The 25358-nt window shown below is 57.7% G+C and carries 27 protein-coding genes and 1 tRNA gene; 13 read left to right on the forward strand and 15 right to left on the reverse strand.

What is annotated here, in order from left to right; all coding sequences use genetic code 11:
- Positions 1 to 208 precede the first annotated feature (208 nt).
- The 4 genes from pgi (at position 209) to B2P82_RS08165 (ending at position 3126) form a co-directional block, all read left to right on the forward strand.
- The gene (pgi, locus tag B2P82_RS08150; protein ID WP_290496354.1) at positions 209 to 1765 is read left to right on the forward strand and encodes a glucose-6-phosphate isomerase; all 1557 of its coding nucleotides are present in this window, start codon (positions 209 to 211) and stop codon (positions 1763 to 1765) included.
- 48 nt (positions 1766 to 1813) lie between these two features.
- Positions 1814 to 2788: a ribonuclease E/G gene (locus tag B2P82_RS08155; RefSeq protein WP_290496356.1), complete on the forward strand. Its 975-nt coding sequence runs from the start codon at positions 1814 to 1816 to the stop codon at positions 2786 to 2788.
- Entirely contained in the window at positions 2785 to 2994 is a 210-nt protein-coding gene (locus B2P82_RS08160) for a DNA gyrase inhibitor YacG (RefSeq protein ID WP_290496358.1), read from the forward strand. Before B2P82_RS08155 ends, B2P82_RS08160 begins: the two co-directional genes overlap by 4 nt.
- A gap of 57 nt (positions 2995 to 3051) precedes the next feature.
- Positions 3052 to 3126 (forward strand) — tRNA-Phe (locus B2P82_RS08165).
- Positions 3127 to 3145: 19 nt separating this feature from the next.
- Here B2P82_RS08165 and B2P82_RS08170 read toward each other — a convergent pair.
- Together B2P82_RS08170 and B2P82_RS08175 are read right to left on the reverse strand one after the other, a co-directional pair.
- Positions 3146 to 3778: a GNAT family N-acetyltransferase gene (locus tag B2P82_RS08170; RefSeq protein WP_290496360.1), complete on the reverse strand. Its 633-nt coding sequence runs from the start codon at positions 3776 to 3778 to the stop codon at positions 3146 to 3148.
- The gene (locus tag B2P82_RS08175; protein ID WP_290496362.1) at positions 3775 to 4329 is read right to left on the reverse strand and encodes a hypothetical protein; all 555 of its coding nucleotides are present in this window, start codon (positions 4327 to 4329) and stop codon (positions 3775 to 3777) included. The genes B2P82_RS08170 and B2P82_RS08175 overlap by 4 nt, the downstream gene beginning before the upstream one ends.
- An 88-nt stretch (positions 4330 to 4417) precedes the next feature.
- Here B2P82_RS08175 and B2P82_RS08180 point away from each other — a divergent pair, with 88 nt between their 5' ends.
- Positions 4418 to 5368 carry a LysR family transcriptional regulator gene (locus B2P82_RS08180; RefSeq protein ID WP_290496363.1) on the forward strand — a complete coding sequence of 317 codons (951 nt, stop codon included), beginning with the start codon at positions 4418 to 4420 and terminating at the stop codon, positions 5366 to 5368.
- A gap of 1 nt (position 5369) precedes the next feature.
- On the opposite strand, the gene B2P82_RS08185 is transcribed toward B2P82_RS08180, so the two are convergent.
- Both B2P82_RS08185 and B2P82_RS08190 read right to left on the reverse strand, forming a co-directional pair.
- On the reverse strand, positions 5370 to 6410 hold the full coding sequence (locus tag B2P82_RS08185; RefSeq protein ID WP_290496365.1) for an acyl-CoA dehydrogenase family protein: 1041 nt from the start codon (positions 6408 to 6410) through the stop codon (positions 5370 to 5372).
- A 4-nt stretch (positions 6411 to 6414) separates the two neighbouring features.
- Entirely contained in the window at positions 6415 to 7608 is a 1194-nt protein-coding gene (locus tag B2P82_RS08190; RefSeq protein WP_290496367.1) for an acyl-CoA dehydrogenase family protein, read from the reverse strand.
- Between the two features lie 112 nt (positions 7609 to 7720).
- Here B2P82_RS08190 and B2P82_RS08195 point away from each other — a divergent pair, with 112 nt between their 5' ends.
- Positions 7721 to 8485 (forward strand): crotonase/enoyl-CoA hydratase family protein, encoded by a 765-nt coding sequence (locus B2P82_RS08195; protein WP_206990523.1) that lies wholly within the window; start codon positions 7721 to 7723, stop codon positions 8483 to 8485.
- A 3-nt stretch (positions 8486 to 8488) separates the two neighbouring features.
- On the opposite strand, the gene B2P82_RS08200 is transcribed toward B2P82_RS08195, so the two are convergent.
- Together B2P82_RS08200 and B2P82_RS08205 are read right to left on the reverse strand one after the other, a co-directional pair.
- Complete coding sequence (locus tag B2P82_RS08200) at positions 8489 to 9712, reverse strand: TIGR03862 family flavoprotein (protein WP_290496369.1); 1224 nt, start codon at positions 9710 to 9712, stop codon at positions 8489 to 8491.
- Positions 9705 to 10466 (reverse strand): RNA methyltransferase, encoded by a 762-nt coding sequence (locus B2P82_RS08205; protein ID WP_290496371.1) that lies wholly within the window; start codon positions 10464 to 10466, stop codon positions 9705 to 9707. Before B2P82_RS08205 ends, B2P82_RS08200 begins: the two co-directional genes overlap by 8 nt.
- Before the next feature lie 76 nt (positions 10467 to 10542).
- On the opposite strand from B2P82_RS08205, the gene B2P82_RS08210 reads away from it, so the two are divergent.
- Positions 10543 to 11763 (forward strand): NADP-dependent isocitrate dehydrogenase, encoded by a 1221-nt coding sequence (locus B2P82_RS08210; RefSeq protein WP_034815359.1) that lies wholly within the window; start codon positions 10543 to 10545, stop codon positions 11761 to 11763.
- A 171-nt stretch (positions 11764 to 11934) separates the two neighbouring features.
- On the opposite strand, the gene gmk is transcribed toward B2P82_RS08210, so the two are convergent.
- From gmk to fabD, 7 genes are all read right to left on the reverse strand, one after another.
- Positions 11935 to 12588, reverse strand: a complete 654-nt coding sequence (gene gmk, locus B2P82_RS08215; RefSeq protein WP_290496373.1) for a guanylate kinase — start codon at positions 12586 to 12588, stop codon at positions 11935 to 11937.
- On the reverse strand, positions 12578 to 13465 hold the full coding sequence (locus tag B2P82_RS08220) for a YicC/YloC family endoribonuclease (RefSeq protein ID WP_290496375.1): 888 nt from the start codon (positions 13463 to 13465) through the stop codon (positions 12578 to 12580). The genes gmk and B2P82_RS08220 overlap by 11 nt, the downstream gene beginning before the upstream one ends.
- Positions 13462 to 14490, reverse strand: coding sequence for an endolytic transglycosylase MltG (gene mltG / locus B2P82_RS08225; RefSeq protein WP_290496377.1), 1029 nt, complete (start codon positions 14488 to 14490; stop codon positions 13462 to 13464). The genes B2P82_RS08220 and mltG overlap by 4 nt, the downstream gene beginning before the upstream one ends.
- A gap of 62 nt (positions 14491 to 14552) precedes the next feature.
- On the reverse strand, positions 14553 to 15839 hold the full coding sequence (gene fabF / locus B2P82_RS08230) for a beta-ketoacyl-ACP synthase II (protein WP_290485007.1): 1287 nt from the start codon (positions 15837 to 15839) through the stop codon (positions 14553 to 14555).
- Positions 15840 to 15855: 16 nt separating this feature from the next.
- Entirely contained in the window at positions 15856 to 16089 is a 234-nt protein-coding gene (locus tag B2P82_RS08235) for an acyl carrier protein (RefSeq protein WP_027839729.1), read from the reverse strand.
- Between the two features lie 114 nt (positions 16090 to 16203).
- Positions 16204 to 16941, reverse strand: a complete 738-nt coding sequence (gene fabG / locus B2P82_RS08240) for a 3-oxoacyl-[acyl-carrier-protein] reductase (RefSeq protein WP_290496379.1) — start codon at positions 16939 to 16941, stop codon at positions 16204 to 16206.
- Between the two features lie 5 nt (positions 16942 to 16946).
- Positions 16947 to 17897: an ACP S-malonyltransferase gene (gene fabD, locus B2P82_RS08245; RefSeq protein ID WP_290496381.1), complete on the reverse strand. Its 951-nt coding sequence runs from the start codon at positions 17895 to 17897 to the stop codon at positions 16947 to 16949.
- Positions 17898 to 18105: 208 nt separating this feature from the next.
- On the opposite strand from fabD, the gene rpsF reads away from it, so the two are divergent.
- The 4 genes from rpsF to B2P82_RS08265 all read left to right on the forward strand — a co-directional run bounded on the left by rpsF (position 18106) and on the right by B2P82_RS08265 (position 20948).
- Positions 18106 to 18444 (forward strand): 30S ribosomal protein S6, encoded by a 339-nt coding sequence (gene rpsF, locus B2P82_RS08250; protein WP_034815377.1) that lies wholly within the window; start codon positions 18106 to 18108, stop codon positions 18442 to 18444.
- Positions 18445 to 18459: 15 nt separating this feature from the next.
- Positions 18460 to 18717 (forward strand): 30S ribosomal protein S18, encoded by a 258-nt coding sequence (rpsR, locus tag B2P82_RS08255; RefSeq protein WP_034815380.1) that lies wholly within the window; start codon positions 18460 to 18462, stop codon positions 18715 to 18717.
- 12 nt (positions 18718 to 18729) lie between these two features.
- Positions 18730 to 19317 (forward strand): 50S ribosomal protein L9, encoded by a 588-nt coding sequence (rplI, locus tag B2P82_RS08260; protein ID WP_034815383.1) that lies wholly within the window; start codon positions 18730 to 18732, stop codon positions 19315 to 19317.
- Between the two features lie 134 nt (positions 19318 to 19451).
- Positions 19452 to 20948, forward strand: coding sequence for a replicative DNA helicase (locus B2P82_RS08265; RefSeq protein ID WP_034815385.1), 1497 nt, complete (start codon positions 19452 to 19454; stop codon positions 20946 to 20948).
- Positions 20949 to 20951: 3 nt separating this feature from the next.
- Here B2P82_RS08265 and B2P82_RS08270 read toward each other — a convergent pair whose 3' ends face one another.
- The gene (locus tag B2P82_RS08270; protein ID WP_290496383.1) at positions 20952 to 21920 is read right to left on the reverse strand and encodes an alpha/beta fold hydrolase; all 969 of its coding nucleotides are present in this window, start codon (positions 21918 to 21920) and stop codon (positions 20952 to 20954) included.
- 7 nt (positions 21921 to 21927) lie between these two features.
- Positions 21928 to 22839, reverse strand: a complete 912-nt coding sequence (locus B2P82_RS08275; RefSeq protein WP_290496385.1) for a crotonase/enoyl-CoA hydratase family protein — start codon at positions 22837 to 22839, stop codon at positions 21928 to 21930.
- A 150-nt stretch (positions 22840 to 22989) separates the two neighbouring features.
- Between B2P82_RS08275 and B2P82_RS08280 the strand changes: the two genes are divergently transcribed.
- Positions 22990 to 24291 (forward strand): Xaa-Pro dipeptidase, encoded by a 1302-nt coding sequence (locus B2P82_RS08280; protein WP_290496387.1) that lies wholly within the window; start codon positions 22990 to 22992, stop codon positions 24289 to 24291.
- A gap of 121 nt (positions 24292 to 24412) precedes the next feature.
- Positions 24413 to 25342, forward strand: a complete 930-nt coding sequence (locus tag B2P82_RS08285) for a sterol desaturase family protein (protein WP_290496388.1) — start codon at positions 24413 to 24415, stop codon at positions 25340 to 25342.
- Positions 25343 to 25358: the final 16 nt, after the last annotated feature.

Here is a 25358-nt window from a genome sequence, read left to right on the forward strand (position 1 = left end):
CGGGCCTCTCCTTTATTCAAATTAGGTGTCCGGCCCGCCGGACGCATGAACACCAGGCCGAATAGCCTGTTAAACGCGCCTCATAGCCATGTGCGGCGTGGGTTTCAAGCACGCAAATGCCAGTTCACTGCGGTCTAGTTTCCAGTCTTGCCCCGGTCGGAAACCCCGGATAAGCGGAAACAGCCAGAACTTACGCTAGGACAATGACATGACCACCGACCTCAAGCCTCATGCCGACCGGGTAAGCCAGACTTCTCTGAAGGCGCTCGCAGATGCGCGTGCATCTTCTACTCCGCTGCGCGCCGCAGGTTGGTCCATTGACCTTTCCCGACACTATCTGGACGCCGAAGCAGAAGCAGGATTGCTTCAGTTTGGGCGTGTCTCCGACCTTCAATCGGCTGCAGACAGCTTGTTCGCTGGTGATATCGTGAACCCTTCGGAGAGTCGTCCCGCCCTGCATTGGGCGTTGCGCGCGCAGTCCGAATTGTCAGGCGAGGCCGAGACAGTCAGGCAAAGCGTTCTGCCCGCCCTCTCCTTTGCGCGGGATGTTGTGTCAGGCAGCGTGACGAGTTCGACTGGCCTACCTTTCAATGCCGTTCTCCACATCGGCATCGGCGGGTCTGATTTCGGACCTCGCCTGATCGCCGACGCGTTTGAGGACAAAGCCTCTGGCAATATCGATCTCCGCTTCTGCGCGAATGTCGACCCCTTTGACCTGGACCGCGCCATGCATGGGCTCGACCCAACGCGCACGCTGGTCATCGGCGTCTCCAAATCCTTTGGTACCGAGGAGACCCTCTACAATCTCGCCCGAGCCCGGACATGGCTTGAAGAATCTGTTGGCGATCAATCGCAACAGCATCTCGCGTTGGTTACAGCAAATCCGGATCGCGCCAAGGCTTGGCTGAACGGCCGAGAAGCACATGTGTTTGATATGCCCCTGTCAGTGGGTGGGCGTTTCTCGCTCTGGTCGGCAGCATCACTGGCTTGCATGATCTATCTCGGCGCAGACACGTTCGAGGGCATATTGAAAGGCGCCGCCGAGATGGATGCGCATGTCCGGTCGGCTCCACTCGAAGAGAATGCCGCCATGCGCCTGGCCCTGCTCGACTATTGGAACGCGACAATTCGGAACGAAAAGATGCGCGTCCTGCTCGCATATGCGAACCGGTTGCGAATGTTGCCGACCTATCTGCAACAGCTTGAAATGGAATCGAATGGCAAGACGGTTGGCCCGACGGGCACAATGGTATCTGGTGCAACCGCTCCGGCGCTCTGGGGCGGCGAAGGATCGGTTGGCCAGCACTCCTACCATCAATGGCTACATCAGGGCTCACAACACGTGCCTTGCGAATTCATCCTCGCTCCAGATCGCAACCGGGATCCGGAAGGCATTAACGCTCTGACAGCTCATGCCTTGGCGCAGGCCGAAGTGCTCGCGAATGGACGGAGCTTCGATGAAGTAAAACAGGAAGAGCCTGGTTTGTCAGACGAAGTCGCAGGCCAGAAGGTCCATGCGGGTGGTCGCGCATCCACCTTCCTCGTGCACAATACGTTCGGGCCAGCGGCATTCGGCGCACTGGTGGCCCTGTATGAGCATCGGACCTATCTCGCCGGGCATTTGTGGCAGCTCAACCCGTTTGACCAATGGGGTGTGGAACGAGGCAAGACGATGGCATCACGTCTCAAGCCAGCAGTCGAAGGTACCGCAGCGGCGGACGACGCGGTTACGTCAGCCCTAATCGCCATGATTGCGGGGGATTAACCGATCCGAATCCTGCGCGAAGTCTGTATTGGCGAAACGCGCCAAGTCTTGCTGGACGATACGGGCCGTCCTGTCGCACTCAAGATCACACGTTGGTCCGACAGCGAGACACGGCTGACCCTGGGCGCGCAGGCCCCTGCCCGGATCCGATCGCTACAACCCGAACAAGGCGGCGCATTTGTCGAGACGGCCGGCAAGGCTGAGGCGTTCCTGCGCCTGCCAGCAGACCACGGACTTACAGAAGGTCAGTCTGTAGACGTGACGGTCATGGCAGAGGCACGAAAAGATAAGCTGCCTCGCGTGTCGATGACCGACACGCGCACTCCAGCAGCAGACAACAACTCATGGCGCGATGCACCAATTCACGATGTGGAGATCGGCGATGACCGCATTCAAGCGGCATTTGACGAAGCCTCGTCGGCAGTTGTGACCATCCCGAAGGGTGGGCGTCTGTGCATCGAGCGTGCCAGGGCTCTGACAGTGGTCGATATTGATAGCGCCGGGCGGCAAAGCAAGGGTAGCGCGGCGAGCCGCGCGCTTCAGCTCAATCTTGATGCTGCCCGAGAGCTGGCCCGACAGGTAGGCCTCCGTAGCCTCGGCGGTCTTGTCATCCTTGATTGTGTCGCGCCCCTCAATACCGGATCTCGCAAGAAGGTTCAGGATACGATGAAGTCCTGCCTGGCAGAGTTTGGTCTTCATACCGCCACCGTCCTGGCACCGTCCCAACTTGGCTTGATGGAAGTCGCGCTGCCTTGGCGCGAAACGCCGCTTCATGAACGCATGCTCGATGCTTTCGGTAACCCTACCGACGAGACACTTGCGCTGACGGGGTTGAGACTATTGGAGCGCACAGCCAGGCAAAATCCGATGCACAGGCTGACCCTTGAATTGCCAGGCCAGGCCAAGGTCTGGCTGGACAAGACGGGTGCGCCCCTTCTGGACAAGCTGTCAGACAAGTATGGTCAACGTTTCACATATCTTGCCTCGACGAAGCCGATGCCCTCAGTATATCAGACCGCATGAGTAAACCTGTGTCCCCCAAATCCGTCCAACCGAAATGTTCCCAATGCCGCAAGAATCCTGTCTCTGCGCAGTACCGGCCCTTCTGTTCAAAACGCTGCGCCGATGTCGACCTGAACAAATGGTTGTCTGAAGGATATGCCATTCCAGGCGCACCGGCGGATGTGGCAAATGAGGTGCCTGGTCAAGAGATGTCAGAGGATGACTGAAAACAGCATGGACAAGTTCAAAACCCTTCGTTAGATACCGCGCTTCCCCAGTGGCCCGCCCGGGTAGCTCAGGGGTAGAGCAGCGGATTGAAAATCCGCGTGTCGGTGGTTCGATTCCGCCCCCGGGCACCATTCCAGACTTTCCGCACATTCATGCCGCTTGTTCATCGGATTGCGATCTGGCGACCGAGGTTTCCAGAATGCCGGGTTCGTCCCATGCACCCTCAGGGCGGATGATGCGGTAAGGGTCTTCTTGCATTCGCAGCGCTAACGGATGGCGGGGAATTGGGATTTCGATCTCGCGATATTCGTAATCCGAGAACCAGAAAGCCGGTCGACCCTCAATCAAACGACATTTGAAGGTTCGGGACCAGACCGGCCAGAGGCGCGACTGAATTTGGCCAATCATCCTCTCATACCCTTTACGCGAAACCATCTCGAAACCGGTTGCCAAGAGTACACGCAATCCAATGCGCCCGCGCTCACACGGCAGCAAGGCGATCCGTTCCAGCTTCGCAAACTCCGCGAACCAGCGAATGCGTAATGTCCCGACCGGACGCCCTTTCGCCTTCAGAAGGAGATGTGTTGCGCAGAAGTCGTTGCCGTCAAATTCTTCCTCATATGGACAATCCTGTTCGCTGAGAAAGACGGCAGATCGAATGGCGCTGATCTGATGGAAACCATCGAGAGTTCTTACAATTTCTGTTGAGTATTCGAGATAAGCTTCAGGCGGCACGCGGCGGAGAAGCACAGACTCTCCGATCTTGTTTTGGATATGGCTCATGATGCCTGATCCAAAACCGTCTGGAATGGCGGCTGGATAAACAAATCTGGGAGCCCCCCTTCAAATTCTTGAAACCCCAAGCTCAACATGGAGCGCCGTCCGTCCTCCGTGGCGCCTCGCGCATAGGCGGGAAACACACCGAACATTTCCACACGAAGAACAGCGGACGCCGTCATGATTTTTTTGCGCGCTTCCCGCGAACTGCCCGCATAGACACCGACATAGAATGCCGCGATATCCTTGCCCTGCGTTGCCAAATGCTCAGACGACGGCGCCGCAGGCAAATAAGAACCATTCCTGACAGCAGCTTCGCCATCTGCGGATAGCGGTATGGTCAGGAAGATGCCGTCAACCGGATCTCCTGTCACCCATGCCGTCATACCGGTTTGAACGTTCATCGCCGAAATCGCATCGACTGACGCTAGCTTTCCGTCAATCAGCGATTCCGCCATGGAAACGGCGGCTTGGAGCTCGTCGCGGTTCGCGAGCCGAAACCCGAAATCTCTTGCCCGCGCAGCAAGTACCTCAGGTTCAATATCCGCCTTAACCATAATTCTAGCCTGAGTTGCATTCATGAAAATTCTCCATTATATGGTTAATTTTCTTGACATGAATCTGGGCGGGTGACTTCAGCACAAAATGAAACGGGGGCTTTCACACGCGCAAGGCAGTCAAGGCTCATTCGATCAGTTTGACTGGGACCGGTTGAGAATCTTCCGCGCGGTGGCACGGACTTGTAGTATGAGCGCTGCCGCATCCCTGCTAGGAGTCTCATTGCCAACGATCAGCCGCAGGATAACCGAGCTCGAATCCACGCTGCATACAGAGCTATTCAGGCGGAACCACACGGGGGTAATCCTGACGAAGGCGGGAGTCGCGCTACTGCGACACGCCGACCTTGTCGCGGACACGATCGAAGCCGCTCAGAACGAAGTCTGTAGTGCAGCAAATGATTCAGGAACGCACATCCAGCTTGTCTGCAGTGAGGCGATAGCTCTTTACTGGATCGCACCTCGTCTTGCGCAGTTCCAACTGAGCAATCCCGACACGATCGTCGACCTCACAATCAGCGATTCACCATCTGATTTTCACGACCTGGCGGGAGACATCGCCATTCAAGGGCTGCGACCAACCGAGTCTGACCTGATGGTCAGTCGTATTGGCAGATCGCACTATGCCGGCTTCGTATCGGCCGAATGGGAAATGGATCACGCAATGCCATCGTCACTATCCGACCTGGCAAGGAGAAAAGCTCTTGTCCATAGTCCCTACTCTGAACTTCTTCAGAGCTCTGGAAACAGCTTCCCCGGTCTCGACATGATGCGCCGCATGAACACATTGGAAACAATGATTTCATTCTGCAAGTTCGCGATAGCGCCAGCCTTGTTACCTACCCACATAGCTGATCGTTTTCCCGATCTCGTTGTATGTCCGGCGCCTCGATCTCCCGCGATCGACATCTGGCTCTACCATACGCCACGCGTCAGAAAGCTAAAAAATGGAGGTTGCTTTCTGGAGTGGCTCCACCACATTTTCTCAGCCGAGCAAGGCGAATGGTTCCGTCAAGTTGATGTCACGCGTATGTGTTGACCTATGCGACCAGCCCCTGCTGATGGGCGGCCAGTTCCCTGAGCGCCATTGGCGACCCCATGATCTGGCGGTTCACACCAATTCGTTTGTACCAGTAATGCAGGCCGACGAGATCCGTGAAGCCCATTCCGCCATGTACTTCCGTAGACGTTTTGGCGATGAAGGTTCCGACTTCTGCCATATGCGCCTTGGCGAGAAACGCCATCGCTAGCGCTTCGTCATCCTCAACGTCCAACGCATGAGCGGCGTGCCATATCAACGCGCGTGCGGGTTCAAGTTTCGCCGCCATTTCAGCGCAAAGATGCTTCACCGCCTGAAAAGAGCCAATCACGCGACCGAACTGCTGGCGATCCCCCGCATAGGCAACGGCCTTGTCCAACATGCATTGGGCGGCACCGAGCGTATCGGCGGCAAGAAGAATGCAAGCTACGGCGAACGTCTTTTCAATTTCGGCTCCCGCAATTTGCTTCTCGAACGAGGTAATTGTGACCTTTGAAAATTCACGCGTACGGTCGATGGTCTTGACCTTTTCCATGGAACCGGCCTGACCAATCCGGACCTTTTCATTCGCCAGAAAAAGCAAGTGAGTCGAACTCGCGACGTCCATGGCCATGAGTGATGCCCCGGAGACGGCCTCAGCACGAATCGACAGGTCAGAACCATCTCGTCTCGAAAGAAAATCGTTAAGGGCTATGCCGAAGCGCGCATCGTTGTTCGCGATGTCGTTCAGAATGCTGGAACCAGAGTAACGCAACGCATAGGCTGCGACAGAGTTCGATAAAAAACGTGCGGGAACAATACCGTATCCGAAGCACTCCTGGACAAGGGCCGCGTCGAGCACACCGAGCCCCGACCCTCCATCTTTCTCGGGCACAAGTAGCCCATCAAGACCGAGCGCGGTAAGTTTCTCAGCAAGCGTTTCAGCGACTTGGATTTCGCCCTCTGCAATCTGGCGAACAAGATCGAGCGACACCTCTTCCGCGACGAAACGGCGAACAGTTTCCTGCAACATCACCTGGTCTTCTGAGAGTCCGAATTCCATTGTCTTAACTCCTTGCCAGCCGCGGTTCGCGCGGCATGCCAAGCCCGCGTTCCGCAATAATGTTCTTCTGAATCTGAGCCGTACCGCCACCGATGATCAGTCCGAGATCATACATGTAGCGCCACTGCCAGGTCCCGCCGGACCTCAAATGCTCGCCCTCCTCATAGAGGATGCCAAGTTCGCCCAGCGCATCGATGGCCAAGGCCGCGATCTGGTGATTGAGTTCGCAGCCCTGCAGCTTTACGACCAATCCCGCCAAGCCAGCCGCCTCACCCTTGAGCCTGTTTGTCGTGATCCGCAGCCCATTGGCCTGCATGGCGTAGACTTCGGCCTGCAGCGTCATGAGCCGATCACGGAGCACCGGATTTTCGATCAGGCGTTGCCCGTTTACGGTTTCAACCTTCATCAGCTCGACCAGCTCGATGAACCGGGACTTGGTGGCACTAGGGTCCCCCAGCATGCCCCGCTCGTGAGTGAGCGTTGCGTTAGCGACTTGCCAGCCCTTGTTCACCTCGAACACGACGCCGCTTTTCGGCACTCGTACATCGGTGAAGAAGACCTCGTTGAAGTTTGCCGAACCGGTCATATCGACAAGTGGGCGGACTTCGATGCCGGGCGTATCCATCGGGAACAGGATATAGGTGATGCCATGATGCTTCTTGGCATCCGGATCAGTTCGGACGAGACAGAACATCATGTCGGCCTGGCGCGCCGTGGAGGTCCAGATCTTCTGACCATTGATGACGAAGTCATCGCCATCCTCGACTGCGCGCGTGCGCAGCGCCGCAAGATCAGATCCCGCGCCCGGCTCCGAATACCCTTGGCACCAGATCAGCTCTCCCTTGAGCGTCCGCTCAATGTACGCCTCTTTCTGTTCCGGTGTTCCGAGTTCAAGCAATGTCGGCACCAGCATCGAAATGCCCTGACCGGCGAGCGGCCGTGGCACCCCGGAACGCGCGAACTCTTCGGCAATGATCCGGGATTTCAGGATATCGGGCTCGGCGCCATACCCGCCGTATTCGGTGGGAATGGTACGCGCCGTCAGGCCTTCCCGGATCAGGAACTCCTGCCAGGCGAGACGTTTCGGATGCTTCAGGCCCTTGTCGTCAGGGCCCGGCGCAAGATGGGCGTTGGCTTTCAGCGTTTCTGCGACCTGGTCACGAAACGCGGCGTATTCGGGGCTCAATGTCAAATCCATAAGCCAACTCTCGAACGGCTTCCCCAAGGGCTGGCAATATGAAATCGAAGTCTGTCTTGCAGAACGTTGGGGAAAGCCTGTTAGCGCTGGCTTTCGTCAAAGGAGGACACTCATGCCCGTCGAGTACAAGAAACAAGGCAATGTCGCGATCATCACCATGAACCGACCCGAGGCACGCAACGCCATCAACGCCGAAATGGCAAGCACTATGGAAGCCGCGATCGACCAAATGGAATCTGATCCGGAAGTCTGGGTCGGCATTCTCACTGCCGTCGGCAAGGCATTTTGTGCCGGCGCAGACCTCAAGGAGATCTCCGCAGGGAATGGTGCTGGCCTGTCCACGAAGAAAGGCGGGTTTGCAGGAATCGCACGTCGCGAACGGACCAAGCCACTGATCGCGGCCATTACAGGATCTGCCCTCGCAGGCGGCACCGAGATCGCCCTTTCGTGTGACATGATCATTTGCGCGGACAACACGAATTTCGGTCTTCCGGAAGTAAAACGCTCCCTCGTCGCCGGAGCTGGCGGCCTGTTCCGCTTGCCCCGCGCTGTCGGGCGCGCAGTCGCGCTTGAAGCCATCCTGACAGGTGACCCACTTCCGTCACAGCGGGCCTATGAACTCGGTATGGTCAACAAGGTTGTGCCAGAATCCGAAGTGATGGGCGAAGCCGAAGCGCTTGCCGCAAGGATCACCGCCAACGCACCGCTCGCTGTCGCCGCCAGCCGCGCCGTGGCGATGGATGCGACCAGCAAGACGGATGACGAGCTCTGGAAAGACAGCGGCAAGGCATTTGCCGGCATCGTCGGGACGGAAGACTTCAAGGAAGGCCCGAAAGCGTTCATCGAAAAACGTGCGCCCGTCTGGAAGGGCCGCTAACGACTATACCTGTGATCTGAGCCACCGGACCGCGCCCATTCCGGCCGCGCGTCCGGTGGCCATGCAGGCCGTCAGCAGATAACCGCCTGTGGGCGCGTCCCAGTCCAGCATCTCGCCCGCGCAGAACATGCCAGGCTGTTCCTTCACCATGAATTGATCGTCCAGCACATCGAAAGAGACGCCGCCCGCCGTGGAGATCGCTTCATCCAGCGGGAAAGGCTTTGCAAGCGGGATCGGCAGACATTTGATCAGTCGGGCCAGACGTTCCGGCTCATTGGAGACATCCGACCCACCAAACTCGAGCAACAATGCGCGCTTCACGCCTTTCAGGTTTGCTGCTTTGCGGAGATGGTTTGAAAGTGACTGTTTTCCCCGGTCTTGTTTCAGACGGCTGACCAGAGCTTCCTCCGAGAGGTCGGGCGCAAGATCAATCTCCAAAGTCGCCTTCCCGTTATTCTCCAGCCCGTCGCGTACGGCGAGTGACAGCGTGAAGATCGCACCACTTTCCACGCCCCGGTCGGTCACAACGAATTCTTCCCGGCTGGTCTGGTCCCCGAAACGAACAGCAACATTCTTCACGGGCGTTCCGACAAATTCCGTCCTGACACGGTCTGACCAGTCGACGATGAAGCCGCAATTGGACTGTCGGAAAGGCTCTGTGTGTATGCCCCTCTCGGCGAACACAGATGGCCAACTCCCATCCGAGCCGAGCCGCTTCCAGCTTCCTCCACCCAGAGCAAATATCTGTGCGTCTGATTGTACAGATATTGGCCCCTCTGGAGTGTCAAAGATCATGTTAAAATCGTCGCTCCATCCCGCCCATCGATGCCGTGTATGTAGCTGGACGCCGTGCGACTGCAGCCGTGCGAGCCACGCCCTCAGGAGCGGCGATGCTTTCATTTGTACCGGGAACACCCGGCCCGTTGGCCCAATTGTCGCCTCGACACCGAGAGCCCGCATCCATTCCGCAATGGCTGCTGGCCCAAATTCGCCAAGGGCAGTTTTCAGCATGGGTGCCACACTTGGAAACCGCGAGGTAAATGCTTCCCCCTCGCGCATATTGGTAATGTTAAGGCCGCTCTTGCCAGCCATCAGGAATTTCCGTGCCGGGCTGGGCATGGCTTCATAGAGTGAAACGGCATACCCGGCGTCTGACAGGATTTCTGCTGCCATCAGGCCAGCGGGTCCTGCGCCGATAATGGCAACATTCGGCGAGTGCTCAGTCATCGCGATTGACGCGCGCCTTGCCCCGGCCAAGCGCGAGCGCCTTGATCGCGCCTCGGAAAGTCTGCACTTCCTGCCGCGTCCAGTCAGCCCGGACCAGAGCTGCACGCAAATTGTCTTTCATGAGCGGTGTCTTTTCCGGCGGGAAGAAATAGCCGGCGCGTTCCAACTCCTCTTCGAAATGCTCGAACATGCGGAAGAGCTCATCTCGCGGGGCTGGCTCGCCCAGTTTCGCCTTGTCCTGAGAGATCACCAGATCCGATTGCTCACGGCGCTTTCCCCACTCTGCGCAGAACACACAGACAGCTTGAGCAAGGTTGAGGCTCTTGAACTCCGGATCGACCGGATAGGTCATCAGGAAGTCTGCAACAGCCACGGCATCGTTCGGCAGGCCTGATTTCTCAGCGCCGAACATGATGGCCGACTGACCGCCCCCCAATCGCTCGAACGCCGTATCCGCAGCTGCGCCCGCATCCCCGACGCGCTTTTCGATGCCGCGTAGGCGCGCCGTAGCTGCTGCGAGCCAGGTGATGCCCTCCAGCGCCTCTGGCAAAGTCTCGAAGACGCGCGCTACTACACCCGACTCGAACGCCCCGGCAGACATTGTATCTGCTGCAGGATTCGGCCAGCCATCCCGCGGCGCAACCAGACGAAGGTCGGTCAGTCCGAAATTGCGCATCACACGGGCCGCAGCGCCGATATTCTCGCCCAATTGGGGGCTATGAAGGATAATTGCGGGGTTGCGCTGATCTGACATGGTTTTCCCTGTTTTGACGCGGCTGTGGGCTCTGCTATAGCCCTGCGAGAATAGTGCAACCGCAGGGAATACAAACATGGCGAAAATCAAGGTCAAAAATCCAATCGTCGAGATGGACGGGGACGAAATGACCCGCATCATCTGGCAGATGATCAAGGACCGGCTGATCCATCCTTATCTCGACATCGACCTCAAATATTACGACCTGTCGGTCCAGAAGCGTGATGAGACGGACGACCAGATCACCATCGACGCAGCCAATGCAACCAAACAATACGGTGTCGCTGTCAAATGCGCCACGATCACACCGGATGAAGCCCGCGTTGAAGAGTTTGGCCTGAAGAAGATGTGGCGTTCGCCAAATGGCACGATCCGTAACATTCTCGGCGGCGTAGTCTTCCGCGAGCCAATCGTGATCTCCAACGTCCCACGTTTGGTGCCAGGCTGGACGAAGCCGGTTGTGGTTGGTCGTCACGCCTTTGGTGACCAATACAAAGCCACGGACTTCCTCGTTCCCGGCAAGGGCAAGCTGACCATGAAATGGGAAGCATCCGACGGATCCGATTCTAAGGAATTCGAAGTCTTCGACTTCCCTTCCTCCGGTATCGCCATGGGCATGTACAATCTCGACGAGTCCATCCGTGACTTCGCGCGCGCCAGCCTGAACTACGGCCTGCAGCGCAAATGGCCGGTCTACCTGTCGACCAAGAACACGATCCTGAAAGCCTATGATGGCCGCTTCAAAGACATCTTCCAGGAAGTGTTCGATGCTGAATTCGCAGACAAGTTCGCCGAGTTTGGCGGCACTTACGAACATCGCCTGATCGACGACATGGTCGCAGCGGCCATGAAATGGTCCGGCGGCTATGTCTGGGCTTGTAAGAACTATGACGGCGATGTCCAGTCCGACACGGTCGCCCAGGGTTACGGCTCGCTCGGTCTGATGACATCCGTTCTGATGACGCCAGATGGCAACACGGTCGAAGCTGAAGCCGCACACGGCACGGTGACACGTCACTACCGCAACCACCAGAAGGGCGAAGCAACGTCGACGAACTCCATTGCGTCGATCTTTGCCTGGACTCGCGGCCTCGACCATCGCGGTCGTATGGATGACACGCCTGACGTACGCGCCTTCGCCCAGAAGCTGGAAGAGACCATCATCAAGACGGTCGAGAATGGCCAGATGACGAAAGACCTCGCCTTGCTCGTCGGTCCGGATCAGGAATGGCTGACGACTGAAGGCTTTATCGAAGCGGTCGACAAGAACTTCCAGGAAGCCATGTCGAAATCCTGATAATCTCAGGCCTTACAGAACAAAGCCCCGCAGCCTGGCTGCGGGGCTTATTTGTTCAGGCGATGTATTTGGCGACAAACCATGCGCCCCAGACGATCCCGAGCAACGGGATCAGCGCCACCAACCAAATTGGGCGAGCCTTTACGTTCCCAAGCTTCTCCTCCGGCTCCATCACGCCTCTCCCAGAAGCGTGCGCACATGGTCTTCAAGATCAATTTGACGCAACCGTTTCAATCGTTCGGTCAGCAATATGCGTCGTAGCCTTTGATAGGCCACTTCCAGATCATCGTTCACAATCACATAGTCATAGCGGCGCCAATGCATGATCTCCCGTTTGGCATCGTCCATGCGGCGGGCAACAATCTCCGGGGTCGAGCCGGGTCGGGCCGCGAGACGTTGTTCCAGCGCGTTGATGCTGGGTGGGAGAATGAATACCGAAACCACATCGTTTGGCATCTGGTCGTGCAGCGCATCTGCGCCCTGCCAGTCCACATCGAACAAGACATCCTCGCCCGCATCCAGCTTGGCGACCGTGTCGGCCTTTGGCGTCCCATAATACTTGTCGAAAACGTGCGCCCATTCCAGGAATTCCCGCCGTTCGATCATGTGATGAAACTCGTCGACAGACCGGAAGTGATAGTCTTTTCCGTCCTTTTCGCCGGGACGTGGTGGACGCGTGGTCGCCGACACGGACAGATTCACATCGTCGAACTCTTCGATCAATTTTTTCGCGAGCGTTGTCTTGCCAGCACCTGAGGGGCTCGACAGAACCAGCATGAGTCCCCTGCGGTGCCCATGATCCTTTGGATGTCCACTATTCGACATTGGCTGCCTGCTCCTTGAACTGGTCTATGGTTCCTTTGAGGCTGAGTCCGGCATTCGTCAAATCCAGGCTAACAGATTTCGAGCAGAGCGTATTGGCTTCACGGTTGAGTTCCTGGGCGAGAAAATCAAGCTTCCGGCCCACTGGTGAGCCACCGGAAAGCAGTTTTCGCGCAGAGTCGAAGTGTGCGAGCAAACGGTCCAGCTCCTCGCGGACATCGGCCTTCGCAGCGGTCAGCGCGAGTTCGGCTGCCAGCCGTTCCGGGTCCACCTGCTGGTCTGCCCCCAATTCTTCCAATTGCTTCGTAAGCCGTGCCTTGAGCAATGCAGGCTGGTCCCCTGCGAGCGAGATAGCGGTGTCCGTCGCCGATACCAGTTCGTCGACCAAGTCTGACAGCATCGCTTTCAGCGCGCGCCCCTCAGCCTGACGTGCCTCGTCCAACTCCGCAAGCGCCGCGCCCGCAGCAGATTCAAGTTCAGCCATCGCGTCCGAATTCGCCGCAACGTCCCGTATGTTTGTGGATCCGATTTCCACAACGCCTTTTACGGTCATCAGGGTGGCGATGGCTTCGCTGGAAATGCCAACGCCGTGCGCTTGTTCCGCCGCCGCCAGCAATGTGTCCAGCAAGGCCTGATCGATCGTGGCGCCTCCCGCCTGTTCGCTCAGCTCGATCCTGAGCGAGACCTGAAGGGATCCGCGATTGAACCGTTTCGAAGCCGCGGCTTTGACCACACGTTCCAACGCATCGAACCCGGGAGGGGTGTTCACCCTTACATCCAGTCCTCGCCCATTCACGCTCTTGGCCTCCCAGGCCCAAGCGCCCCATTCCGCTTCCCCTGTGACGCGGGCAAAGCCGGTCATGCCGGATAGGTTATTCATTTCCCTGCCCGCTCCCTCTGGATTTCTTCGCGTTCATATTTGCGATAGGCCGCGACATTTCGATTGTGCTCGGCCAGCGTCTTCGCGAACAAATGGCCGCCCTTGCCGTCTGCCACGAAAAAGATGTGGCCTGTCTCGTCGGGGTTCAGGACGGCCGCAATTGCCTCCCGGCCCGGATTGCAGATCGGCGTCTTTGGCAGACCATCAATCTGATACGTATTCCAGTCCGTCTTCCGGTCGATCTCGGATCGATAGAGCGTTCGACGCTCTCCCCGGCGATTATACAGGGGCTTCCCCTTGGAAATTCCGTAGATGATCGTCGGGTCGCTCTCAAGGCGCATGCCGCGCTTGAGGCGTGTAACGAACAGGCCGGCAATCTGCGGACGTTCTCCGGCGATACCGGTTTCCTTCTCGACTAGGGAGGCAAGGATTACCGCCTCTTCCGGCGTTGAAATGGGCAGACCTTCAGCGCGTTTCGGCCATAGATCTGCCAACACATCAGCTTGGGCCTTACGCATTCGCTCGACCAGTGCTGCGCGGGTGGTGCCGCGCTGAAAGAGGTATGTGTCCGGGAGCAGTGTGCCTTCACCGATTTCCGTCTCCGGCATCTCGCCAGTAAGGATCGGGTCAGCTTCAACGATTTTCAGTAATTGTGACGTGGTCCGGCCTTCCGGCAGCGTTATCTTGTGGAGGACCGATTTGCCCTCAATCAGGACATCCATCACGTCTGTCACACTCGCTCGTGGCTCGAGAATGAATTCTCCGGTCTTGATGGCAAGTTCAGTGCGATCGAGCCGTGCCTTCAGGCGAACCAGGCGGTCGTCCTGCACAATACCGTCCTGCTCCAACCGCAAGGCTACCCGTGTCAGAGTTTCCCCCGGCTCAACCGTGAAGACATGCTGCTCTGTGGAGGGGCCGGGTTTTGAGACTTCGTTCTGGAACCAGAGCCAACTGCCGCCAAGCACTACGCCTCCCAAGAAGAGAACGAGCACCAGCAGTGAGAGCAAGCCTTTGATGAACTTCATGAACGCCTCGCGAATCCTGACTGTGCCAGCCTACATGCCAACCCCAGCCCGGAGAAACAGGCTTACTGAACTTCCTTGAGAACCAGCGATGCGTTCGTGCCGCCAAAGCCGAAGCTGTTGGACATGGCCGCACGCACCCGGCCCTTCTTGGCCTTGTGCGGGATCAGGTCCAGAACAGTCTCGAAGCTCGGATTGTCGAGGTTCAAGGTCGGCGGCATCACCTGGTCGCGGATCGCGAGTGCGCAGAACGCACTCTCGATGGCTCCGGCAGCGCCGAGCAAGTGTCCTACGGCCGACTTGGTCGACGACATGGACATGTTCTTGGCATGCTCGCCGAAGGCCCGCTCTACGGCACCGGCTTCACCTTCATCCCCCTTCGGGGTCGATGTGCCGTGGGCGTTGACGTAGTCGATCTCTGACAGGTCCATGCCGGAATGCTTGAGCGCCATCTTCATGGCACGGTATCCACCCTCCGCGCCTTCAGCAGGGGCCGTGATGTGATAGGCGTCACCCGTCAGGCCGTAGCCTGCGACTTCCGCGTAGATCTTCGCACCGCGTGCCTTTGCATGCTCGTACTCTTCGAGCACGACGATGGCGGCGCCTTCACCCATGACGAATCCGTCGCGATCCTTGTCATAAGGGCGCGAGGCTTTCTCGGGCGTATCATTGAAATTCGTCGACATGGCCTTGGCGGCGCAAAATCCCGCAATGCCTATACGACCGATGACTGCCTCGGCACCGCCGGCAACCATTACGTCCGCATCACCATATTTGATGAGACGCGCTGAATCGCCGATTGCATGCGCGCCGGTTGCGCAGGCCGTAACCACGGAATGGTTCGGGCCTTTGAACTTGTGCCGGATCGATACCTGGCCAGAGGCCAGATTGATCAAAGCAGCAGGGATGAAGAACGGGCTCACCTTGCGCGGCCCGCTCTCATGAAGCGTGATCGCAGTCTTGTAGATCGACTCAAGACCACCGATACCGGACCCGATGAGAACGCCAGTGCGCTCCTGACCTTCGTCATCCTCGGGCTTCCATCCGGCATCCTCTACAGCTTCGTCTGCTGCAGCGATCGCATAAAGAATGAATTCGTCGATCCGACGCATCTCCTTTGGGGAGACGAATTTGGCCGGATCAAACGCATGGGGATCTCCTTCGCCGCCGCCGCGGCCTGTTACCCACGGAACCTGAAACGCAATCTTGCACGGCATATCTTCGGGATCGAACGTATCAATACGTCCAGCCCCAGATTTGCCTTCAAGCAGGCGCTCCCAGGTTGCCTCACGGCCAGCGGCCAAGGGTGAAACAATCCCGATTCCGGTAATAACAACGCGGCGATCTGACATAGAAATCCTGGAAATCTTAGATGTGGGCTTTGATGTGCGTTACCGCATCACCAACTGTGCGGATAGATTCCTGCACATCATCCGGGATCTCAATGTTGAACTCTTCCTCGAAAGCCATGACCAGCTCGACGAGGTCAAGAGAGTCAGCGCCGAGGTCGTCGATGAAGCTTGCGCTCTCAACAACTTTGTCACCATCCACGTCGAGATTATCGACAACAATTTTTTTAACGCGTTCTAGAACGTCAGACATGAGTACCTCTCTGAAAATGCCTGAGGACTGGCCCAGATTCGAACCATTGTGTTGCGCCTAGCATACACTGGGGACGAGCGCCAAGTCCTATGAGTGGGGCTTGCTGTTGTGAAATCAGATCATTGCCATGCCGCCATTCACGTGGATTGTCTGTCCCGTGACATATGCAGCCTGGTCTGAAGCAAGATAAATGGCTGCAGCGGCAATGTCTGCACCCTGGCCGAGACGACCTGCAGGAATCTGTCCCAAAAGGGCGTCTTTCTGCATTTCCGGCAACACTTCCGTCATGGGTGATTCGATGAATCCGGGCGCAATCGTATTGGCGGTAATACCGCGGCTGGCGACTTCCTGGGCCAATGATTTGGTAAATCCGATCATGCCAGCCTTGGAGGCGCTATAATTGGCTTGGCCCGGATTTCCGGTAACACCGACAATGGATGTAATTCCGATAATCCGGCCGTGGCGGCGCTTCATCATGCCTCGCACACAGCTCTTGGTGAGGCGGAAATAACTGCCCAGATTGACCGACAGAACATCGTTCCAGTCTTCATCCTTCATCTGCATCAGCAGCTTGTCGCGCGTGATACCGGCATTGGCGACGAGAATGTCGAGCGGGCCGATTGCTTCCTCAGCCCGGCCCACAAGGCCATCGACTGATTCCGCGTCAGACAGGTTGCAGGGCACGATGGCGCTCTCGCCTTTCAGTGTGCCGGCAACTTCTTCCAGCACGTTCTCACGTGTCCCGGAGAGAGCCACTTTGGCGCCCGCTTCGGACAAGGCTTGTGCGATGGCGCGGCCAATTCCGCCGGAAGCACCCGTCACGAGGGCCGTACGGCCCGTAAGATCAAACATCTTGTCTATCCCTTCATTGCTTCTGCAAAGGCTTCGAGATCCTCGGGAGTCCCGAGCGTAAAACCGTTGAGTGACTTGTCGATTCGGCGTTGCATCACCGTCAGCACCTTGCCATTGCCTGCTTCGCCCGTCGCTTCAACTCCCTGAGCGACCATGAATTGCACACTCTCGGTCCAGCGCACACGGCCTGTGACCTGTGCGACGAGGTTCTTCCGGATCGTGTCCGGGTCGGTGACAGCACTTGCAGACACGTTCGCGACCAGTTCACTCACCGGCTGCGCAATCGACACCTCGGCCAGCGCCTCGGCCATCGCATCAGCGGCTGACTGCATCAGGGAGCAATGGAACGGTGCGGAAACATTCAGAAGCATGGCTTTCTTGACGCCGCTATCCTTCGCCTGCGCGCAGGCGGCTTCAACCGCATCCTTGCGGCCAGATATGACAAGCTGACCCGGCGCATTGTCGTTCGCGATATCACAGGCGCCGCCGGTTTCGCGTCCAGCTGCACAGGCGGCTTCCGCCTGATTTATGTCGGCTCCCAACAAGGCTGCCATTGCACCCTCTCCCGGCTGCACGGCGGCCTGCATGGCATTGCCGCGAATGCGCAGGAGGCGCGCCGTATCCGCCACACCAAGCGCGCCTGCAGCAGCAAGCGCAGAATACTCGCCCAGGGAGTGACCCGCCACATAGGCCGCGTCTTTGGCCGACAAGCCAAACTCAGCTTCCAGAGCGCGGGCGGCGGCAACACTATGCGCCATGAGCGCAGGCTGAGTATTTGCCGTCAGGGTCAACTCGGCAATATCGCCGGCCCACATGAGGCCAGACAGATTCTGTCCAAGGGCTTCATCAATCTCGGCAAAGACATCGCGTGCGGACTGAAAGGCCTCCGCAAGCGACTTGCCCATTCCGATTTCCTGGCTCCCTTGACCAGGAAAGATCAGCGCGAATTTTTTCATGTCTGGTTTCTCCAAATTGCGCCCGTGGTTAAAGGTGACCGCGAATGTAAGCAAGCGCTTGAAAAACAGGCCCAAATGCGCTTTACACCCGCATTCACTCGCAGGCATGCGGCCCTCGTTAGTTTGGAATGAGCCAGATGAAGAGGGGCCATCGCCCGGCAGTTTCCCGCTGTCTGGCGCCGCATGGCTCTACTATGGGACTGAAAACATGGCACTATATGAGCATGTCGTGATCACACGACCTGACATTTCGCCTGCTCAAGTCGAGACTTTTGTCGAAGAATTGAGCGGCTTTCTCAAGGAAAAAGGCGCATCTGTTGGCAAGACCGAATACTGGGGTCTTCGCAACCTGGCCTATCCAATCAAGAAACAACGCAAGGGGCACTACTCGCTTCTGAACATCGACGGCCCCGCCGACGCAGTTCAGGAACTTGAACGCCGCCTTCGCATCTCCGACGACGTCATGCGCTACATGACGATCCGCGTTGAAGCCCTGAGTGATGAGCCGTCGCCGGTTCTCTCTCGCAAAGACCGTCGTCGCGACTAGGGAAGGACACTCGAAATGGCTCAGAAACTGAACATCACGAACATTCCTGCTCGCCGTCCGTTCGGACGTCGCCGCAAGGTCGACCCGTTCACCGGTCAGAACGCACAGGAAATCGATTACAAGGACGTGAAACTGCTGCAGCGCTATATCTCTGAAAAAGGGAAAATCGTGCCCAGCCGCATCACGGCCGTAAACCTCAAGAACCAGCGCAAGCTTGCTCAGGCGATCAAACGCGCCCGCATGCTGGCCCTGCTTCCGTTCGAAGTGAAGTAAGGAGACACGAACATGCAAGTCATCCTTCTTGAACGCATCGAACGCCTCGGCAAAATCGGCGAAGAAGTGAATGTGAAGAACGGGTTCGCCCGGAACTTCCTGATCCCTCAGGGCAAAGCCCTGCTCGCCAATGATCGTAACCGGGCTCGCTTCGAGTCTGAGCGCGAAGCCATTGAAGCTCGTAACGCAGAAGCTCGCGCAAATGCCGAGTCCGAAGCTGAAAAGCTGAACGGCACCGTCTTCACGCTCATTCGCCAGGCTGGCGATACGGGGCAACTTTATGGGTCGGTTACTGCTCGCGACGTTGCTGATGCGGCTGAAGCGGCAGGTCACGCCGTACCACGCTCGGGTGTACGCCTGAACCGTCCGATCAAGGCCATCGGCCTGTACGACGTTGCAATTCGCCTGCACGCAGAAGTCACCGTCACGGTTCAGGCGAACATCGCCCGCTCCGCTGAAGAGGCTGAACGCCAGGAGAAAGGCGAGGACATCGTTGCTTCGCTCCAGGCTGCAAACCAGGAACTCGCTGAAGAGCAGGCTGGCGAACTCGCCGAAGCTGCTGCTGAGCGCGCCGAAGCCGGCGGCGAAGACGAAGAATAGTCTTCTGCAAATTCGAATTGAGGGCCGCGGCTATCCACAGCCGCGGCCATTTTTTTGTGAAGTGACGGTGAATTGCGCAGCTCAATCCGCATCAAGGCGATGAATTCGCGTCGCAGGTAAGGTAAAAGAATCGCATGCCTCTAGATGATGCCCCCGCCGCCACAATCGCGCCGCCCCACAATCTGTCGGCGGAAGCCGCAGTGCTGGGTGCCATCCTGTTCGACAACAACGCCTACCAGCGCGTGGCAGATATCCTGCGGCCCTCAGATTTCTATGCGCCAGCGCATCAGGAGTTGTTCGACGTGTCGGCAACGATGATTCAGCAGGGCCGCATTGCAGACGGCGTCACGCTGCGCGAGCATTTCGAAAAGGCTGAAAAACTCACTGAAATTGGTGGCGCCCGGTATTTGGAGCAATTGCTCGACTCAGCTGCCTTTGGCCCGGAAGTCGGCGACTATGCACGGATGATCCGCGACCTTGCCATGCGACGGTCGCTGGTCGGCATCGGCAGCGAACTGACGGGTCGCGCCTTGAACCCGACTCCGGAAGAAAATGGCGAACGCCAGATCGAACTGGCTGAACGGCAGCTCTTCGACCTCGCAGAGCGCGGCTCGTCGGGCCGCGGTTTCACGACCTTCTCCGAAGCCCTGACAGAATCTCTCAAGAACGCTGAAGCTGCGTTCAAGCGCGAAGGCAAGATTGCCGGCATCCCGACCGTGCTGCGCGATCTCGATGAGAAGCTGGGCGGACTGCACCGATCTGATTTGATCATCCTTGCCGGGCGCCCCTCAATGGGGAAAACCTCTCTTGCAACCAACATTGCCTACAATGCCGCAGCGGCCTATCGCGCAGAAGTGCAAGATGACGGCTCGAAGAAGACTGTAGACGGCGCAATTGTCGGCTTCTTCTCGCTGGAAATGTCGAACGAACAGCTCGCAACAAGGATCATCGCCGAGCGGACTGGCATCACTACCCATCGGATTCGTCAGGGCGATCTCGACAAGAGCGACTTTGAACGACTGCGTGAAGCGACCGAAGAGCTTCAAAACCTGCCGCTCTATATCGACGATACAGGCGGTATCTCGATCAGCCAACTGGCCGCCCGCGCCCGACGTCTGCAGCGCTCTGTAGGGCTCGACATGATCGTAATCGACTATCTGCAGCTGATTACAGTCACCAGTGGCAACGCAAATGCAAACCGGGTCCAGGAGATTACGCAAATCACGACTTCCCTGAAGGCGCTTGCGAAAGACCTCAACGTACCGATCATCGCGCTGTCGCAGCTTTCACGTGCCGTAGAACAACGCGACGACAAGCGCCCCCAATTGTCTGACTTGCGGGAATCCGGATCGATTGAGCAGGATGCTGACGTCGTCATGTTCGTCTATCGCGAAGAATACTACCTGTCGCGAACCGAGCCCGGCGCCGATCCGAGCGATCCCTCCTCGAACGAAAAATGGAGCCAATGGCGCGAGCGCATGGACCAGGTCTATGGCAAGGCCGAGGTCATCATCGGCAAGCAACGTCACGGTCCGATTGGCCGCGTAGAACTGGCGTTTGACTCGAACATCACCCGCTTCGGAGATCTCTCCCGCGACCAGCAAGGCTATGGAAGCGATTTCGACGAATAGCGACTAAAGCTGGCCCAGCCAGTCCAGCAGCAGGCGATTCACCTCTTCAGGCCGTTCCTGCTGAGTCCAGTGCCCGCACCCCTCAAGCAGTTCAGCGCCGCGCAGATCGCCAAGGCTCTTTTTCATCGCTGCGACCATGTCACCGGGGTACATCTTCAGAACCAGGTCCTTGGTGCCCCCGATGTAGAGAGAAGGTTGAGCGATCACAGCGGAAGAACGGTGCCTCTTCAGGTAAGCATGATCGCGATGCCAGTTGCGGTACCGGTTCAGCGGGCCACGAAACCCGGATTGACGGAACTGGGCATCATAATAGGCAACGTCTTCATCACTGAGCCAGGGCAGCGGCATGTCCGGCTCCGGCAGTCGGTGAAGCAGCGTGTCACCATGCTTCTTGTCGACCGGCCAGGTCCCCTCGGGCGCGTCACCTGAAATCGCGTAATAGAACTTTCGGATCGTTTCTGCGGGGTCGGCTTCTAGCTCTGCCTCAGGTGGACCTTCATCCTGAAAATAGACCTGATAGAAAAACAGGCCACGCTCTGTGAAGAAGGTGCGGGCCGCATCGATGAAAACCACATCGCCCGGCGGCACATAGGGCACCGACAGCCCGGCGACTGCCCGGAACCGGTCGGCATGGAGCCGCGCCGTATTCCAAGCGATCGGTGCGCCCCAATCGTGCCCGACCACAACCGCCGGCGCAGCCGGAGACAAGGCCTCGGCAAGCCCGGCAATATCTGCGGTCAGGCTTTCCATATCGTAAGCTTCGACCGCGTGAGGCCGATCGGACCCACCATAACCGCGCACATCCGGCGCGGCCACGCTGTAACCTGCCTCGGACAATGCCTTGATCTGGTGTCGCCAAGAATACCAGCTCTCAGGAAACCCATGCACGAGGACGACCAACGGCCCTTCCCCCGCCAGCGCCACGCGCAAGCGGAGTCCGTTCGTTTCGATCATCCTCAATTCAGGGGTCATTGCCGGATCAGTCCTTGCCGCCAATCCATTTGAACTCGGGCTCGTCCCACCACGGATAAAAGTTTGGCATGCCATCCGAGACCTTAACCGGATAGACCGGCTTGCGCTTCTCCAGGAAGCTCATCACGCCTTCCTTGGCGTCTTGCGTTTTGCCGCGGGAGTAGATCGCCGCAGAATCCACGATGTGCGCCTCCATCGGATGGCTTGCGCCCAGCATGCGCCACATCATCTGGCGAGTCAGGCTGGTTGATACTGCGGCCGTATTGTCAGCGATCTCTCTCGCCATGGCGCGCGCCACATCCATCAGTTCAGATTGCGGATGGACTGACCGCACGAGCCCGCCATCCTTTGCTTCTTGTGCCGGGAAAACGCGGCCGGAATAGCACCATTCCAATGCCTGCGAGATGCCGACCAGACGCGGCAGGAACCAGCTGGAGGCCGCTTCCGGATTGATACCCCGCCGATTAAACACAAATCCAAATCGCGCATTGTCTGATGCGATGCGAATATCCATTGGCAGCTGCATCGTCACGCCAATACCCACGGCTGCGCCATTGATCGCGCCGATCACAGGCTTCAAGCTGTCGAAGATACGCAGTGTCACACGGCCACCGCCATCGCGCTGGATGTCCACATCGTCGGTCCGGCCAACTTCGCCACCTTCGGCACGCTTGTCATAGTCGAACGTTTTGGCACCTTCGGACAGATCTGCCCCGGCGCAGAACGCCCGATCACCTGAGCCGGTCACGATGACGACACGCACATTGTCGTCGGCATCCGTAATATCAAACGCCTCAATCATTTCGTACATCATCTTGCCGGTGAAGGCATTCATCTTGGCTGGGCGATTCAGCGTCAGGGTCGCGATACCTTCTTCGATATCGAGGGTGATCTGTTCAAATTCTTTTGGCTGCGCCACGGCTGGCCTCCCTTGTGATGATTTTCCGGGCCCAAGCTGCCTGTGCCTCAGCATTCGTCAAGTCTTACCCAGCGGCATTCAGCCCAACGCTTGACCTTGCCGCAGGCGCGGCTCGATAAAGCCAGTCCTCACATTCAAAGGATCTTCACGATGAAACTGACAGCCCTGCTAACCGGTGCATCCATCGCGCTGCTTTCGCTGCCTGCCGAAGCTGAGACCCTTTATCTCACGGCTGGCAAGTTTGTAGATCCAGTGACCGCGGAAACTGTGAACCGGCCAGTCTTCGTGATTGAAGATGGCGTCATCACGGCGCGCGGGACGGCGAACAAACTACGCAAACCGTCAGGTTCCACATCTATTGATCTGAAGAAGGCGACATTGGTGCCCGGCTTCATCGACATGCACACCCACCTAACCTCGGATCCCGAAGATCCGGCCTATTTCTCGCTGAGCTTTTCAGATGAGCGCCAAGCCATTACGGGCGTCAAGAATGCTCGCAAGACCTTGCTCGCAGGGTTCACCACCGTGCGGAATGTCGGCGCTTCCAGCTATAGCGACGTTGCGCTTCGGGACGCAATCAATGAAGGCGATGTCCCCGGCCCACGCATGTACGTCTCCGGGCCTCCGGTTGGCATTTTGGGCGGACATTGCTCGGACACCAATCTCTTGCCATCCGAGTATGATCTCACAGGCGAGAATGTTGCCACAGGCCCTTGGGAAATGCGGGAAAAAGTTCGCCGGAATATCAAATACGGCGTTGACCTGATCAAGACCTGCTCCACGGGCGGCGTGTTTTCGAAAGGCACCAGCCTTGGCGCCGCTCAGGGCACGCTGGAAGAACTGACGGCCATCGCCGAAGAAGCCCATGCACGCGGGATCAAGGTCGCCTCCCATGCGCATGGCACGATCGGTATCAAGAACGCGATCCTCGCGGGCATCGACACAATCGAGCATGCCAGCATCCTCGACGAAGACACGATCCGTCTCGCCAAGGAAAATGGCACCTATCTGTCCATGGACATCTACAACACCGAATACACACTCGCTGAAGGCGAGAAGAACGGCGTGCTGGAAGAATCTCTCGCGAAAGAACGGGCGATCTCGAAAATTCAGAGAGACAGCTTCACCGCGGCGGTGAAAGCCGGGGTCAAGGTCGTGTTCGGCTCGGATTCGGGCGTCTATCCGCACGGGGACAATGGCAATCAGTTCTCCCGCATGGTCAATCTCGGCATGACGCCGATGCAGGCCATCCAGGCTGCGACCAGCCTGTCGGCCGAAGCACTCGGCAAAACAGGAGAACTCGGATGCAGCAACGTCGGTTGTCGTGCTGACTTTGTCGCCGTGGACTCCGATCCGCTTGCCGATATTTCCGCATTGGAGGACGTGGATTTCGTCATGAAGGACGGCACGGTCTACAAGCGCGACGGCAAACCTCAGGCTGGCGTCTACTGACCCAACCCCGTTTATGAAACCAACTGACTCGTCTACAAACAAGCTAGGTCACAGACGGGTGACGAGAGCGCCATCCAAGGCGCAGCCCAACTGATACTTTGTAGGACGGTACCCCCACAAGATGGAATTCAATCCCCTGCCCGCCGTAACGACCTTCGCCGCGCCAATATTCATTTTATCGGTCGCGCTGGAATGGTGGGCGGTAAAGTCCGGGCGTGCTGCAGGGAGATATGACACCAAGGATGCACTCGCTTCCCTCACAATGGGGCTGGGCAATGTCGTCATCAATACACTCACTGGGACACTCGCCGTCTGGATGATGCTGATCGCCTGGCCATTCCGTATTTTCACGCTCCCGTTCACGGTCGTGTCAGCCGTTATCGGCTTGGTCCTTTATGACTTCATCTATTACTGGAAGCACCGCTTCGCACATCGTGCCCGATGGTGGTGGATGGAGCATGTAACGCACCATTCCTCTACGCACTACAATTTGACCACCGCACTACGTCAGCCCTGGTTTGGCCCACTGACCGGACTTATCTGGATCGGCCTCCCCATGGTCGTCATCGGCTTTCATCCTTATGTCATATTCTTCGTGGGTGGCCTGAACCTGCTCTACCAGTTCTGGATTCATACTGAAGCGATCGACCGGATGCCACGCTGGTTTGAAGCAGTGTTCAATACGCCCAGTCACCACCGGGTTCACCACGCGACCAATGCCAGGTATCTCGACACAAATTTTGCCGGGGTGTTCATCATCTGGGACAAGATGTTCGGGACTTTCGTGCCGGAATTGGAGAACGAAAAGCCAATCTATGGCGTTGTGAAGCCCCTGAACAACTACAATCCTTTCGTCATCGCGTTTCACGAATTCTTCGCGATCCTGAAGGATTGCGCCTCCGACGGGCTTCGCCCTCATCGCTGGATCGGACGCCTGGTAAGCGAACCCGGCTGGTGCCCGGAAGGCAATCACAATCGCTCGACTGAACTCAAACAGGCCTATCTGCAGGAAAATCCCGAGAAACGCGGAACACCAGGCTTTCCCGAATAAACCCGGCTGACGCGAC

It is taken from the genome of Hyphomonas sp. UBA4494, from assembly GCF_002388935.1.
Lineage (GTDB): Bacteria > Pseudomonadota > Alphaproteobacteria > Caulobacterales > Hyphomonadaceae > Hyphomonas.